This is a genomic window from Streptomyces sp. NPDC032126 (genome assembly GCF_055580085.1).
This window is the reverse complement of record NZ_JBVIMA010000001.1, coordinates 505,506-519,675: the sequence shown is the minus strand read 5'-3', so window position 1 is coordinate 519,675 and position 14,170 is coordinate 505,506. Positions and strand designations below refer to the sequence as shown.

The following is a 14,170-nucleotide window of genomic DNA, read 5'->3' as shown; positions in this document are numbered from 1 at the left end:
CGGGCATGAATGCGGTTGCCGATCTTGGTCACATGCGGTGTCACGGGTCGCCGGGGCCGCCCAGGCCGGTGAGGGCGCCCACCGGGTCCGGGTCGGGGGTGCCGCGGGGCCACCAGTCGTCCTGGCCGGGCTCCGACTCGTACGCGTACCACAACCCGTCCCGGCCCAGCCGGAGTTGGACGTGACCGCGGGGGTGGGTGAGTCGGTTGCGCCAGGGGCGGAAGGCGGGCAGGTCGGCGGCGAGGAGCAGCGGCCGGGCCCGGTCGAAGCGGCCGGCGGGCGGGTCCCAGGGCTCTTCGAGCACGGCGAGCCCGTCGGGGCCGCCCTGCCGCCAGGCAGCGACCGCGCGCGCCAGGTCACCGGGGGTGCGGTCGGCGGCGGAGGTGAGCGAGGAGTACAGCGCGCGGGTCGCCGCGGTCAGCCCGGCACCCGGGCGGGCGGCGGCGAGCCGTACCGCGTCCTGCCACAGGGTGAGTTCACCGATCTCGTCCCGGCCGGTGGCCAGGAGGGCGTGGGCGCGGGCCGCCGCGTCCGTGGCGAGCTGGTCGAGCGCGAAGGAGTCCGGGCCGCCCGGCACGGCGGGGTAGGCCGGGGGCTGCTCGGGGTGCGCGGGCGACGGCAAGGGGGCGGGCAGGGGCGGGAGCCCGCGCGCGGCGAGGGCGTCGGCGGCGCGCACGCCGGGCAGGGGCTCCGGCTCCCGCTCCTGCGCGGCGCGGGCCGCACGGGCGGCATTGCGCCGGGAGAGGGCGTCGAGCAGCTCGCGCTCGCCGCGGCCGCGCAGCAGGAGCAGGACGAAGGGGTCGGCGTCGAGCAGCCGCGCGGTCTGGTAGCACAGGGCGGCGGCGTGCTTGCAGGGATGGCCGCGGTCGGGGCAGCTGCAGTGCGGGTCCAGGTCGCCGGGGCCCGGCAGCAGCGGGACACCGCAGTCGGCGAGGGTCTCGGGCATCTCCTTGTCGAGCAGCGCGGCGATGTGCCCCGGCCGCTCGACGGCGGCGTCCAGGAACCGCTCCCAGGCGGCGTCGTCGAGCGTGCGCAGCCGTACCTGCACGCGGTAGGGCCGGGGGCGGCTGCCGCGCACGTAGCCGAGCACCAGCCCCGGCGTCACGGTGATGGCGTCGACCTGCCCACGCTCGGCGTAACTACGGCCCCGGCCCAGCCGCTTGAAGTCGAGCGCGCCCGCTTCGAGCGCGGTGATCCAGGCGTTGCCCCACCAGGTCTCGGCGGTGCCGGCCCCGGCGGGGAGGGCGGGGAAAGCGGGGAACGTACGACGGAGATCTCCGTCCCGGGAGGGCGCCCCCATGGAACCGGGCACGCGCGGGGGCACGGGGACGACGAGTCCGTCCGGGCCGACACCGGCGGCGGCTGCGGCTGTGTCGTCGGCGACGGCGCCCCGCGAACCGCCGTGCGGCGGACCGGCGTCCCCCGGCACCGCCTGCTCGGACAAGTCCGCCACGTCCGTCTCGTCCGACGGCATCGAGAAGGCGTCGCCGATCAACTCCCGCAAGTCACGCGCCCGTCCACGGACATCGTGCCCGCGCTCACCGGCCCGTCCCCGGACGGCACCCGGCCCGGACCGCCCGGCTCGCGAGGCCCCACGCCTCCGCCGCTCGCCCCCGTCCTCCTCCTCGGCCCGCGCCTTCCGCAGATCGGCACGGGCGGCACGCAGCGCCTCCCGGGCGACATCACCGGGACGCGCCCCGGCTGCCGGCCGCGCCTCTACGACGGTGACGTCGCCGTCCGCGACCACGGCACCGTGCCCCGCCCCGTCCGGGACGCCCCCTTCCTCACCGGACCCGACGGCCCGGGCCCGCTCACCGGCTTCGTCTGACCCTGCAACCTCCCCGCACCCGGCATCCTCGGGTCGCCCGCCAGCCTCCCCGCGCTGGGCAAGATCACCCCGCCCAGCAGCCTCCCCGCGCCGCATTTCGCTCGCCCGGCGCAGGGCCGCGCGGGCGGCGTCGCCGGGGCGGGGCTCGCGTTCCCGGGGCCCCTCCGGCGCCGGCTCCGGCCGGTTCCCCCGCGCCCGCGCGACCCGTAGAGCCCGACGCACCGCGTCAGCGGGGCTGTCGGCCACCTCCGAGCCCGGCTCCGCCTCCGCCCGAACGGGCTCGCCCGCCGCCCCGGCCGTCCCGGACGGTGTCCCGGTGTCACCCTCTCCCCTGCCAGGCACCGCCTCCCACTCCCACTCCTGCCGCTCCATCACTCCCCCCTCCTCAGCGACACCAGATCGGACAGCTCGCGGTCCGTCAGTTCGGTCAGGGCCGATTCGCCGGAGCCGAGGATCGCGTCCGCCAGTGCCCGCTTGGTGGCGAGCATCTCGGCGATGCGGTCCTCCACCGTGCCCTCGGTGATGAGGCGGTGGACCTGGACGGGCTGGGTCTGGCCGATGCGGTAGGCGCGGTCCGTGGCCTGCTCCTCCACCGCGGGGTTCCACCAGCGGTCGAAGTGGACGACATGGCCCGCGCGGGTGAGGTTCAGGCCGGTGCCGGCGGCCTTGAGGGAGAGGACGAGGACCGGGGTCGTGCCGTCCTGGAAGCGGTCCACCATGCGCTCCCGCTCGGCCACCGGCGTACCGCCGTGGAGGAGGTCGACCGGGATCGCTCGGGCGGCGAGGTGTGCGGTGATCAGCCGGGCCATGCCGACGTACTGGGTGAAGACGAGCGCGGAGCCGTCCTCCGCGAGGAGGGTGTCCAGCAGTTCGTCCAGGAGCGCCAGCTTGCCCGAGCGGGCGGAGAGCCGGTCGCCGGTGCCGGCCGCGTGCTCCTCCTTCAGATACAGCGCGGGGTGGTCGCAGATCTGCTTCAGCGCGCCCAGCAGCTTCAGCACCAGTCCGCGCCGCGCGATCCCGTCCGCCGTCTCGATCGCCAGCATCGACTCGCGCACCACCGCCTCGTACAGCGCGGCCTGTTCGCGGGTGAGGGGCACCGGGTGGTCGGTCTCGGTCTTGGGCGGCAGCTCGGGCACGATGCCGGGGTCGGACTTCTTGCGGCGCAGCAGGAAGGGGCGGACCAGCCGGGCGAGGCGCTCCACCGCCTCAGGGTCCTCGCCCGTCTCCACCGCGCGCGCGTGGCGGGCGCGGAAGGACTTCAGGGGGCCCAGCAGCCCCGGTGTCGTCCAGTCGAGCAGGGCCCACAGCTCCGAGAGGTTGTTCTCCACGGGCGTGCCCGTCAGGGCGACCCGCGCGGGCGTGGGCAGGGTGCGCAGTGCCTTCGCCGTCGCGGAGTACGGGTTCTTCACGTGCTGGGCCTCATCGGCGACGACCATGCCCCAGGTCCGGTCGGCGAGCGTCGTGGCCGCCGAGCGCAGGGTGCCGTAGGTGGTGAGGACGAAGCCGCCGGTCAGATCGGCGAGGGTGCGGTCGGGGCCGTGGAAGCGGCGGACGGGGACGCCGGGGGCGAACCGGGCGATCTCCCGCTGCCAGTTGCCGAGCAGGGAGGCCGGGCAGACCACCAGGGTCGGCTCGGGGCGGGCCCGCCGGAGATGCAGGGCTATCACGGTGATCGTCTTGCCGAGGCCCATGTCGTCGGCGAGGCAGCCGCCGAGGCCGAGGCCGGTCATCAGCTCCAGCCAGGCCAGGCCCCGCAGTTGGTAGTCGCGCAGGGTCGCGCGCAGGCCGGCGGGCGGCTCGGCGGGGTGCACGCCGGCCGTCAGCCGGTCCCGCAGTGCGGCCAGCACGCCCTCCGGGACGGCCTCGACGGTCTTGCCGTCGACCTCCGCGGCGCCGGTGAGGGCGACGGAGAGGGCGTCGACCGGGTCCAGCAGGCCCAGTTCGCGCTTGCGGGCCTTGCGGACCAGGGCCGGGTCGACGAGCACCCAGCGGTCGCGCAGCCGGACGACCGGGCGGTGGGCCTCGGCGAGGGCGTCCATCTCGCCCTCGGTGAGCGGGTCGCCGCCGAGCGCCAGCTGCCAGCGGAACCGCAGCAGTTCCTCGCTCTCGAAGAAGCCGGTGCCGTCGGTGGCCGAGCCGGGCGCGGGACGGACGACGGCGGTCGCGGTGAGGTCCTGGGCCAGGTCCCTGGGCCAGTGCACGGCGACTCCGGCCGCCGCGAGCCGGGTCGCGGCGACGCCGAGCAGGTCGCCCAGCTCGTCCGCGGACAGGGCCAGCACGTCGGGCGTCTCCTGCTCCGCGAGCCGGGCGAGGGGCGGCCAGACGCGGGCGGCGCGGCGGACGGCGAGGGCCGCGTCCACGCGCGCGCGGGGCCCGAAGACGGCGTCCGCCTCGCCCGCCCACAGGGCCGCCGCGTCGGCCACGAGGGTGGGGTCGGCGAGGCTGTGCACCTGGACGACGGCGGCACCCGCGCTGCGCACCCCGTCGCCGTCGGTGTCGAACAGGTCGTGCGCCGCGAGGTCGAGGCGGAGCGAGATCCGCACGCCCGCGTCCATGCCGGCGGCGACCTCGGCCGCCCAGTCGTGGGCGCCGGGCAGCCGGGTGGGGCGGCGGTCGGCGAAGGGCCTACCGGCGGCGTGCGGGGCGGCGGGGGTGCGGGGCAGGGTGTCCGCGACGGCGTCCAGGAAGGCGCGCATCAGCGCCTCGGGGCGGGGCAGCCGGAGCGGGCCGGCGCCGGGCAGCGGCACGGCGTGGCCCTCGTGCGGCAGGGCGGCGGCGACCGCGCGCAGGTGGGCGATGTCCTCGGGGTCGAGGGGGCCGGCCCGCCAGGCGTCGTGGCCGGTGGGGGTCAGGCCGGGCAGCAGCCGGCCGCGCGCGGTGAGCCGCAGGGCGTGCAGCGCGGCGGCGCCCCAGCAGGCGGTGGCGGGGTGGGCGGCCGGGTCGCGCCGGGCGCGCACGAGCAGCGGGAGCGCCCGGTCGAGGGGCAGGGTCAGCGCGGGGATCCGCTTGCGTCGGACGCCCACCCCGTGGGGCCGTACGACCGTCAGCTCGGTGGGCTCGGTGTCGGGTGCGGCGGGCAGGGGGGCGCCCTCGGGGTCCCAGAAGGCGATACGGCCCTCGCGCGGGAGGGCGGCGGGCAGGAAGACGGCGGCGAGCCGCACGGGGACCTGCGCGTGCTGTGCCGTGGTCGTGTCGCTCATGCCTCTGTTCACCTCCCGCCCGTAGGACCCGATCAGTCGTCTTCGACTCTACGGGCGGGGTCTGACAATCGGTCCCGGTGACCGGCCGGGGCCCGTACGGACGGCTTTGCCGCGCCGGTCAGGGAACGGTGCGCGAGACGACGTAGACCATCGGGTAGACGGGGTTGCCGGTGTTCACCACGACGTCCTGGGTGGGCTGCGGGTTCTTCTGCTCGCGCACGACGCCGAAGTAGTCGCCGGGGCGGGCGCCGGGGCCCGAGAAGGTCCAGCCGGTGATGCTCCGGTCCCGCTCGCTGATGGTGATGTCGTCCTTCTTCAGGTTGGCGCGGGTGAAGCCCAGCCCGGCGAGGAACTCGTCCAGTCCCGCCTGGGTGGTCTGGAACTGCACGTACAGCCGGCTGGTCTTCCAGTTGTTGGTCTCGTAGTACGCGACCTTGTTCGAGGGGTGCGGGATCGGCACCTGGTAGAGGCGGCGCTGCACGTTCGACGGCCAGCCCTCGGTCAGGCCGGTCGCCGAGTACTTCGCCTCCTTGTCCTTGCCGCTGTCACGGCTCTGCGCGGCGGAGATCACCAGGTAGCCGGCGGGTACGCCGATGAGCAGTCCGATGATGAGCAGGGTGAGGGCCCTGCGGCGGATCATGTGCCGGCGGTCCTCCGGAGGCTTGGACGGCTCGTCCGGGGGTGCCGCCTGGTGGGGCAGTGAGGCGGTCATGCGGTGTCCCGGGTGGTGCGGCGCGACTCGGTGAAGCGCTCGTAGCGCTCGTACCGCTCGACGCGGCGCCGCTTGGCGCGGCGGAAGCGGCGGGCGACCAGCCGGGCCAGGTCGGCGGCGCCGACCATGCCGGCCTCGGGGCCGAGCTGGGCCCGCACGATCCGGGCCTCGGGCCGGTAGCCGCGGCCGGTGAGATGGCGCTTGAAGGCGTCCCGCGCGGGGCCGATCAGCAGGTCGTCGGCGGCGGAGACGCCACCGCCGATCACGAAGCAGGAGGGGTCGAGGGCGGCGGCGAGGTTGGCGATGCCGACGCCGAGCCACTGGCCGATGTCCTGGAGCAGCTCCACGCACATGGCGTCGCCCTCGCGCGCCAGCTCGGTGATCATCGGGCCGGTGATGTCACCGATCTGGCCCTTGACGTGCTCGATGATCCCGTACGCCACCGGCGAGTCGGCGGCGGCCAGCTCCTTGGCCTCCCGGACGAGCGCGTTGCCGGAGCTGTACTGCTCCCAGCAGCCGCGGTTGCCGCACGGGCAGCGGTGTCCGCCGGGGACGACCTGCATATGGCCGAACTCGCCCGCGACGCCGTACTTGCCGCGCTTGACCTGGCCGCCCTCCAGGATCGCGCCGCCGATGCCGGTGCCCAGCGTGATCATGACGAGGTGGTCCTCGCCCCGGCCCGCGCCGAAGCGCCACTCCGCCCAGGCGGCGGTGTTGGCGTCGTTGTCGACCAGGACGGGCACCGACAGGCGGCTGGCGAGGCGGTCGCGCAGGGGCTCGTTGCGCCACGACAGGTGCGGCGCGAACAGGACGCGGTTGCGGTCGGCGTCGACCCAGCCGGCCGCGCCGATGCCGACCGCGTGCACGTCGTGGCGGTCGGACAGGTCCAGCACCAGCTCCACGATCGTGTCCTCGACGACCTTGGGGCTCTTGGACTTGTCCGGGGTCTCCGCGCGGAGCTTCTCCAGGATGTTGCCGTCGGCGTCGACCACGCCCGCCATCACCTTGGTGCCGCCGATATCGATGCCGACCGTCGGCACACGGGGTGCGGTCAGGTGGGAGCGGCGCTCCCGCGTGCCGACCGTGCGGACCGGTGCCCGGCGGGAGCCGATGGGGGCGCTGAAGTCGCGGTAGGTGCTCATCAGGGCCGATTCTGCCACCGTCGTCGGCCGCGGGTGCGTTGCGGCCGTCGCGGTGGTTCCCCGCGCCCCTCAGGCGCGCCGCAGCTCATGGCGTAGATCGTCCAGGTCGCTGCCGCCCGCCATCTGCCTGGTCAGCTCGTCGAGCGTGATGTCGTCCCGCTCGTAAGCGCCCACCATCGTGCCCCGCCGAAGCAGTACGAAGCGGTCTCCGACCAGGTACGCGTGGTGCGGATTGTGCGTGATCAACACAACACCCAGGCCGTCGTCCCGCGCCGCCGCCACGTACTTCAGGACCACCCCCGACTGCTTCACGCCCAGCGCGGCCGTCGGCTCGTCGAGGACGAGCACCTTGGCTCCGAAGTACACCGCCCTCGCGATCGCCACGCACTGGCGTTCGCCGCCCGACAGCGTGCCGATGGGCTGGTCGACGTCCCGGAGGTCGATGCCCATGCGCAGGAGCTCGGCGCGGGTGGTCCGGCGCATGAAGTCGACGTCCATGCGCCGGAAGGGGCCCACGCCCTTCCTCGGTTCCGAGCCGAGGAAGAAGTTGCGCCAGACGGGCATCAGGGGGACGACCGCCAGGTCCTGGTAGACCGTGGCGATGCCCCGGTCCAGGGCGTCGCGCGGCGAGGAGAGCCTTGTCTCCTCGCCATCGATGCGCAGCACTCCGGCGTCATGCCGGTGCAGTCCGGCGATCATCTTGATCAATGTTGATTTACCGGCGCCGTTGTCACCCAGCACGCAGGTGATCTCGCCCGCGCGCACCGTGAGGGAGACCCCTTCGAGGGCCCGGACGGTGCCGTAGTACTTGCTGACGTCGGTCAGCTCGACGAGCGTCACTTGGCGGCCTCCGCACGCTTGCGGACCCAGGCGTTGAGCAGGGTCGCGAGGAGCAGCATCGCTCCGAGGAAGAACGTGAACCAGTCGGGGTTCCACTCGGCGAAGACGATGCCCTTGCTGGTCATGCCGAACAGGAGCGCGCCGACGGCGGACCCGACCGCGCTGCCGTGGCCGCCGGTGATCAGACAGCCGCCGATGACGGCCGCGATGATGTAGATCAGCTCGTTGCCGACGCCCTCGCCGGACTGGACGACGTCGTACGAGAACAGCAGGTGCTGGCCGGAGATCCAGGCGCCGAACGCCACGCCCGTGTAGAGGCCGATCTTGGTCCTGGCGACGGGGACGCCGACCGCGCGGGCCGCGTCCTGGTTGCCGCCGACCGCGAAGATCCAGTTGCCCGCGCGCGTGCGCAGCAGGATCCAGGAGGCGAGCGCGACCAGGGCGAGCCACCACAGGATGGTGACCTTGATGTCGACGTCACCGATCGTCAACGTTGACGCGAAGACGTCATGAGCGGTCGGGAACCCCTCCATGTCGGCAATGGTCTTCGTCGACACCGTGCCGTCGATCAACTTGGTGAAGCCGAGGTTCATGCCGGTCAACATGAGAAACGTGCCCAGCGTGATGATGAAGCTGGGCAGCTTGGTGCGGGTCAGCAGGAAGCCGTTGAAGGCGCCGATTCCCAGGGTGGCGAGCAGGGAGACACCCACGCCGACCCAGACGTTCGCCGTCATCTGGTAGCTGAACATCGACGAGATCAGCGCCGACGACGTGACCATGACGCCCGCCGAGAGATCGAACTCGCCGCCGATCATCAGCAGGGCGACGGGCACGGCCATGATGCCGATCGTCGAGGACGCGTAGAGGACCGTGCTGAGACTTGCGGGGCGCAGGAAGCTGTCGGCGGCCACCGCGAACACGGCGAAGACGGCGATCGCGCCCACCACCGAGCCCAGCTCGGGACGGCCGAGGAGCCGGCGCAGGGGCGAGCTCCGCAGAAACCTTTCCTCAGTGGTGGCGCTCATCGGGTGCCCCGCTGCGTGTACGCGGCCAGCACGGCGGCCTGGTCCTTGGTGATGATCTGCGGGCCGGTCAGGACGGGCTTGCCGCCGCCGAGGACGTCGCCGTTGTACTTGTACAGCCACAGCAGGTCGACGGCCTGGTAGCCCTGGAGGTAGGGCTGCTGGTCGACGGCGAAGCCGAGGGTGCCGTCCGTCAGACCGGCGGCGACCTTGGCGTTGAGGTCGAAGGTGTCGATCTCGGCCTTGCTGCCCGCGCCCCGCCGGGCCTTCACGGCGGTGTCGGCGTACGGCGCGCCGAGGGTGACGACGGAGTCGACCGAGGGGTCGGCCTGGAGCTTGGCCTCGATCGCGGACTGCACGTCGGGCATGTTGGTGCCGTTGACGTAGAGGCGCTGGAGCGTGCCGGTGAAGGTCTTCGCGACCCCGTCGCAGCGCTGCTCGTGGCCGATGTTGCCCTGCTCGTGCAGGACGCACAGGGCCTTCTTGCGGCCGCGCTCGTTGAGCTCCTGGCCGACGGCCTCGCCGGCGATCGTCTCGTCCTGGCCGATGTGGGTGAGGGCGCCGAACGCCTGGGACTCCGCGGAGCCGGAGTTGACCGTGATCACGGGGATGCCGGCCTTCTCGGCGCGCGCGACGGCGGCCTTGAGCGCGTCCGGCTTGGCGAGGGTGACGATGATGGCGTCGACCTTCTTGTCGACGGCCGCGTCCACGAGCTGGGCCTGCTGCTGGGCCTCGGCGTCGTGGGAGTAGAGGAAGTTGATGTTGTCCTTGACGGCGGCCTGCTCGGCGCCGCTCTGGACGATGTCCCAGAAGGTGTCGCCGTCACCCGAGTGGGTGATCATGGCGAACGTCCAGCGGGGCGTGGTCACCGCCGCCCGCCCCTGGGCCGCCGCGGCGTTGCGGGCGTCCTCCGCGCGCTTGCCTCCGGTGCTGCTGCACCCGGCCAGGGACACGCACAGTGCCCCCGCCAACGCGATCCCCGCCCAGGTCCGAAACCGTGCCACTACTAGGCCGTGCCCTTCTTGCCGTGCTCCGCCGTGCTGCGTTCCGGCGTGCCGTGATCTGTTCGTGCTGGTCCTGTCGTGCTGGTCTGCGCATCACTGGTCTCACCAGGCGCAAACGCCCCAGTATCAAACACACGGAACATGCGGCACGTAACCGGGGACCGGGACGCGGTCGCATTGTCCGGACATTGCGACGAATCCGGGCCCCGGCACGCCCGCCGGAACGCGAAGAAGGGCTCGCCTCAGGACCGTACGAGCAGCTGGAACTCGAAGGAGTAGCGGCTGGGCCGGTAGATGTGGTCGCCGAACTCGACCGCGCGGCCGGTGTCGTCGAAGGTGGTGCGCTGCATGGTGAGCAGCGGGGCACCCTCGGCCTCGGCGAGCCGCTCGGCCTCGGGGGCGGTGGCGGCGCGGGCGCCGATGGACTGGCGGGCGCTGTGCAGGGTGATCCCGGCGGCCCGCATCAGCCGGTACAGGCCGGTGGCCTCCAGCTGGCCGGTGTCCAGGTCGAGCAGGCCGGCGGGCAGATGGTTGCACAGGTACGCCATCGGCTCCCCGTGGGCGAGCCGCAGGCGTTCGACGCGCTGGACGTCGCTGCCCTCGGCGACCGCGAGGGCGGCGGCCACCTCGGCGGTCGCGGGGACCACGGCGTTGACCAGGACCGTGGTCGCGGGGCGCTGGCCGGCCGCCTCCAGGTCGTCGTAGAGGCTGCTGAGCTCCAGGGGGCGCTTGACCTGGCTGTGCACGACCTGGGTGCCGACGCCTCTGCGGCGCACCAGGAGGCCCTTGTCGACGAGGGACTGGATCGCCTGGCGGACGGTGGGGCGGGACAGGCCGAGGCGGGCGGCGAGCTCGATCTCGTTGCCCAGCAGGCTGCCCGGGGTCAGCGAGCCGTGCTCGATCGCGGCCTCCAGCTGCTGGGACAGCTGGAAGTACAAGGGGACGGGAGAACTCCGGTCCACCCGGAGGTCGAGCTGCACGGTCGGGTCCACAACTGGTTTCGGCACGCGCCCGAGCGTAGCTCCGCGGCCGGTTGACGGGAAGTTGTGTAGTTCGATTGTCCGGACATACGCATTGACAGGGTACCGGCCGCGACCGCACTTTGTTTCCATGCGCATCGGGGTCATCGGGACGGGCCGCCTCGGCACGATCCACGCGAACACGCTCAGCCGCCACCGTGAGGTCGGATCGCTGATCCTGACGGACGCCGATCCCGTTCGGGCGCAGGAGCTGGCGCTGCGGCTGGGCGAGACGGCGGCGCCCGGGGTGGACGAGATCTTCCGGTGGGGCGTGGACGCGGTGGTGATCACCACCGCGACATCGGCCCACGCCGAGCTGATCGGCCGGGCGGCCCGCTCCGGCCTCCCCGTCTTCTGCGAGAAGCCGATCGCCCTCGACCTGGCCGGCACATTAGCGGCGCTGGCGGAGGTCGAGGCCGCCGGAACGGTCCTGCAGATGGGCTTCCAGCGGCGCTTCGACGCGGGCTACGCGGGCGCCCGTGAGGCGGTGCGCTCGGGGCGGCTCGGGCGGCTGCACACCGTGCGGGCGGTCACCTCCGACCAGGCTCCCCCGCCGGCCGAGTGGCTGCCGTTGTCCGGCGGGATCTACCGGGACGCGCTGATCCACGACTTCGACGCGCTGCGCTGGGTGACCGGACGCCAGGTGGCGGAGGTGTACGCGGCCGGGTCGGACGCCGGGCCCGCGATGTTCCGCGCGGCGCGGGACGTCGACACGGCGGCGGTGGTCCTCACCCTCGACGACGGCACGCTCGCCACGGCCACGGCGACCCGGCTCAACGGGGCGGGCTACGACGTGCGCATGGAGCTCGCCGGGGAGCGGGACCAGATCGTGGTGGGCCTGGACGACCGCACCCCGATCGCGTCGACCGAGCCGACCGGACCGCCGGCCGCCGACAAGCCCTGGGCCGGCTTCCTGGAGCGCTTCGCGCCCGCCTACGAGGCCGAACTCGCGGCGTTCGTCGAGGTCGTGAACGGGGAACGGGCCAACCCCTGCGACGGCCGCGAGGCGTTGGAGGCGCTGCGCATCGCCGAGGCGTGCGACGTCTCACGCCGCGAACACAGACCGGTGTCCCTGCGGGAGATAGCGGGGGCGAGACCGGAGCCGCTGAGCTGAGAGCCGGGGTGCGGACGCCGTCTGTACCGGGGGCGCCGCCTGTACCGGGGGGGTGAGCGCCGCCTGTACAGCGCTCCCGTCAGCGCTCCTCCACCGTGAGGACCGTGCCCTGGGCCACCACGCACAGTTTCTCGGTGCCGTCCTCGGTGATGGCGCTCAACTCGCAGCGTCGGTGGGTCGGTCGGATACGTCGGGTGCGCGGGTGCGCCGCGCCGTTCTACCAGCTCAGCACGCCGTACTCCCGGCTCAGCGCGCCGTTCTACCAGCGCACCGGCAGGGCGCGCAGCCCGCGCATCAGCATGCCGGGCAACCACTCGCCGGGCGGGCCGTCGAGGGCGAGGCCCGGGGCGCGGTCGAGCAGGGACCGCAGCGCCGTGCGGGCCTCCAGGCGGGCCAGCGGGGCGCCGAGACAGTAGTGGACGCCGTGGCCGAAGGCGAGGTGGCCGCGCGCGTCGCGGCGGATGTCGTAGCGGTCGGGGTCCGCGAAGCGCGTGGCGTCGCGGCCGGCGGAGGCGAGGCCGACGAGCACCGGATCGCCCCTGCCGATCGTCACGCCCCCCAACTCCAGGGGCTCGGCGGCGAACCGGTACGTGGTGTTCTCCACCGGCCCCTCCCAGCGCAGGGTCTCCTCGATCACCCCGTCCAGCAGGGCCGGGTCGGCGCGCAGGGCGGCGAGCTGGCCGGGGTGGGTGAGCAGGGCGTGGACGGTGTTCGTGATCAGGTTGACCGTGGTCTCGTGGCCGGCGACGAGCAGCAGGAAGGCCATGCCGCGCAGTTCCTCGGGGGAGAGCCGGTCGCCGTCCTCGTCGGTGGTGCGGATCAGCTCGCTCAGCAGGTCGCCGCCGGGGCCGCCGCACCGCTTGTCCTCGATCAGCTCGGTGAGGTACGCGCCGAGACGCGCGAAGGCGGCGTACTCGCGGTCGCCGTCCGTCGGGGCGACCACCTCGGTGGACATCGCGCGGAACGCCGCGCGGTCCAGCTCGGGGACGCCGAGCAGCTCGCAGATGACGGTGAGGGGCAGCGGGTAGGCGAAGGACTCCACGAGGTCGGCGCGGCCGCGCGGCAGCATCGCGTCCAGGAGGTCGTCGGTGATCCGCGCCACGCGCGGGCGCAGTTCCTCCACACGGCGGGCGGTGAACGCGCGCGTGACGAGACCGCGCAGCCGGGTGTGCTGCGGCGGGTCGGTGACCAGCAGGTGCTTGCCGACCAGCTCCTCGTCGAGGAAGGTCGTCCCGAGCCGCTCGGCGTCCTTGACCAGACGGGGGTCGGTGAGGGCGGCGCGCGCCTCCTGGTGCCCCACGACCAGCCATGTCTCGTACGGTCCGTCGGGGCCGGCGAGCCGTACGCGGTGCACGGGGCCCCGCGCGCGCAGCCGCGCGTACACCGGATGCGGGTCGCGGCGGAACTCCTCGCCGCACTCCCTCAGGTCGATCACCTCGGTCATCGCATGCCCCCTCCCTCACCCCGACAACGCGCGGCGCGGCCGATCAGTGCCCGGCCCCCGCGCTGCCGTCGCCGATGCCGTCGGCGTCGTCGAGCAGTCCCGCGTCGTAGGCCAGCAGGGCGATCTGCACCCGGTTGTTGAGGTCGAGCTTGGCGAGGATCCGGGAGACATGGGTCTTGACGGTGGCGACGCTCATGAACAGCCCTGTGGCGATCTCGGCGTTGGACCGTCCCCGGCCGACGGCGACGGCGACCTCGCGCTCGCGCGCGTTGAGTTCGGCGATGCGCGCGCGTGCGCGTACGCGGCGGTCGTCGGCGGCGGTGCCGGCCGCGTGCTCCATCAACTGGCGGGTGACGGCGGGCGACAGGACGGGGTCGCCGGCCGCGACCCGGCGCACCGCGGCGACGATCTCGGCGGGCGGGGTGTCCTTGAGGACGAATCCGGCGGCGCCCGCGCGCAGCGCCTTCAGCACCTGTTCGTCGGCGTGGAAGGTGGTGAGGACGACGACCTGCGGGGCGTCCGCGCGGGCGCGCAGCCGTTCGGTGGCCGTGAGTCCGTCCACCGACGGCATCCTGATGTCCATCAGGACGACGTCCGGGCGCGTGCGGTCGACGAGTTCCTCGACCTCGCCGCCGTCGGCGGCCTCGCCGACGATCCGGATGTCCTCGGCCCCGCCCATCATGAAGGCGAGCCCGGCCCGCACGAGCGGGTCGTCGTCGACGAGGAGCAGTCTGATCGCAGTCATGGTCCTCACGTAATCACGGATGGTCGCCGGCCGTGGCCGCGGCGGGCGGCAACGCCGCGCACCGGCCGCGCAGTTGCCCGCGCGCGGGGGGCGCGGCCGC

General features: G+C 73.8%; 11 protein-coding genes. 1 reads left to right on the top strand and 10 read right to left on the bottom strand.

The annotated features are described in order from the left end of the window. Positions 1-40: 40 nt before the first annotated feature. The 8 genes from ACZ5NW_RS02185 to ACZ5NW_RS02150 form a co-directional block, all read right to left on the bottom strand. Positions 41-1,924: an SWIM zinc finger family protein gene (locus ACZ5NW_RS02185; RefSeq protein WP_468742959.1), complete on the bottom strand. Its 1,884-nt coding sequence runs from the start codon at positions 1,922-1,924 to the stop codon at positions 41-43. Between the two features lie 275 nt (positions 1,925-2,199). Then, entirely contained in the window at positions 2,200-5,028 is a 2,829-nt protein-coding gene (locus tag ACZ5NW_RS02180) for a DEAD/DEAH box helicase (RefSeq protein ID WP_468741785.1), read from the bottom strand. Between the two features lie 118 nt (positions 5,029-5,146). After that, positions 5,147-5,740, bottom strand: a complete 594-nt coding sequence (locus ACZ5NW_RS02175; protein WP_468741784.1) for a sugar kinase — start codon at positions 5,738-5,740, stop codon at positions 5,147-5,149. Continuing rightward, positions 5,737-6,882 (bottom strand): ROK family glucokinase, encoded by a 1,146-nt coding sequence (locus ACZ5NW_RS02170; RefSeq protein ID WP_468741783.1) that lies wholly within the window; start codon positions 6,880-6,882, stop codon positions 5,737-5,739. The genes ACZ5NW_RS02175 and ACZ5NW_RS02170 overlap by 4 nt, the downstream gene beginning before the upstream one ends. A gap of 69 nt (positions 6,883-6,951) precedes the next feature. Beyond that, complete coding sequence (locus ACZ5NW_RS02165) at positions 6,952-7,722, bottom strand: ATP-binding cassette domain-containing protein (protein ID WP_468741782.1); 771 nt, start codon at positions 7,720-7,722, stop codon at positions 6,952-6,954. Beyond that, positions 7,719-8,747: an ABC transporter permease gene (locus tag ACZ5NW_RS02160; protein WP_468741781.1), complete on the bottom strand. Its 1,029-nt coding sequence runs from the start codon at positions 8,745-8,747 to the stop codon at positions 7,719-7,721. The genes ACZ5NW_RS02165 and ACZ5NW_RS02160 overlap by 4 nt, the downstream gene beginning before the upstream one ends. Further along, positions 8,744-9,748: a sugar ABC transporter substrate-binding protein gene (locus ACZ5NW_RS02155; protein ID WP_468741780.1), complete on the bottom strand. Its 1,005-nt coding sequence runs from the start codon at positions 9,746-9,748 to the stop codon at positions 8,744-8,746. The genes ACZ5NW_RS02160 and ACZ5NW_RS02155 overlap by 4 nt, the downstream gene beginning before the upstream one ends. Positions 9,749-9,990: 242 nt before the next feature. Beyond that, positions 9,991-10,728 carry a GntR family transcriptional regulator gene (locus tag ACZ5NW_RS02150; RefSeq protein ID WP_468742958.1) on the bottom strand — a complete coding sequence of 246 codons (738 nt, stop codon included), beginning with the start codon at positions 10,726-10,728 and terminating at the stop codon, positions 9,991-9,993. A 130-nt stretch (positions 10,729-10,858) separates the two neighbouring features. On the opposite strand from ACZ5NW_RS02150, the gene ACZ5NW_RS02145 reads away from it, so the two are divergent. Beyond that, the gene (locus tag ACZ5NW_RS02145; protein WP_468741779.1) at positions 10,859-11,881 is read left to right on the top strand and encodes a Gfo/Idh/MocA family protein; all 1,023 of its coding nucleotides are present in this window, start codon (positions 10,859-10,861) and stop codon (positions 11,879-11,881) included. A gap of 259 nt (positions 11,882-12,140) precedes the next feature. Here ACZ5NW_RS02145 and ACZ5NW_RS02140 read toward each other — a convergent pair whose 3' ends face one another. Beyond that, the gene (locus ACZ5NW_RS02140; protein ID WP_468741778.1) at positions 12,141-13,325 is read right to left on the bottom strand and encodes a cytochrome P450 family protein; all 1,185 of its coding nucleotides are present in this window, start codon (positions 13,323-13,325) and stop codon (positions 12,141-12,143) included. 43 nt (positions 13,326-13,368) lie between these two features. Then, positions 13,369-14,070 (bottom strand): response regulator transcription factor, encoded by a 702-nt coding sequence (locus ACZ5NW_RS02135; RefSeq protein WP_468741777.1) that lies wholly within the window; start codon positions 14,068-14,070, stop codon positions 13,369-13,371. Positions 14,071-14,170 lie beyond the last annotated feature (100 nt).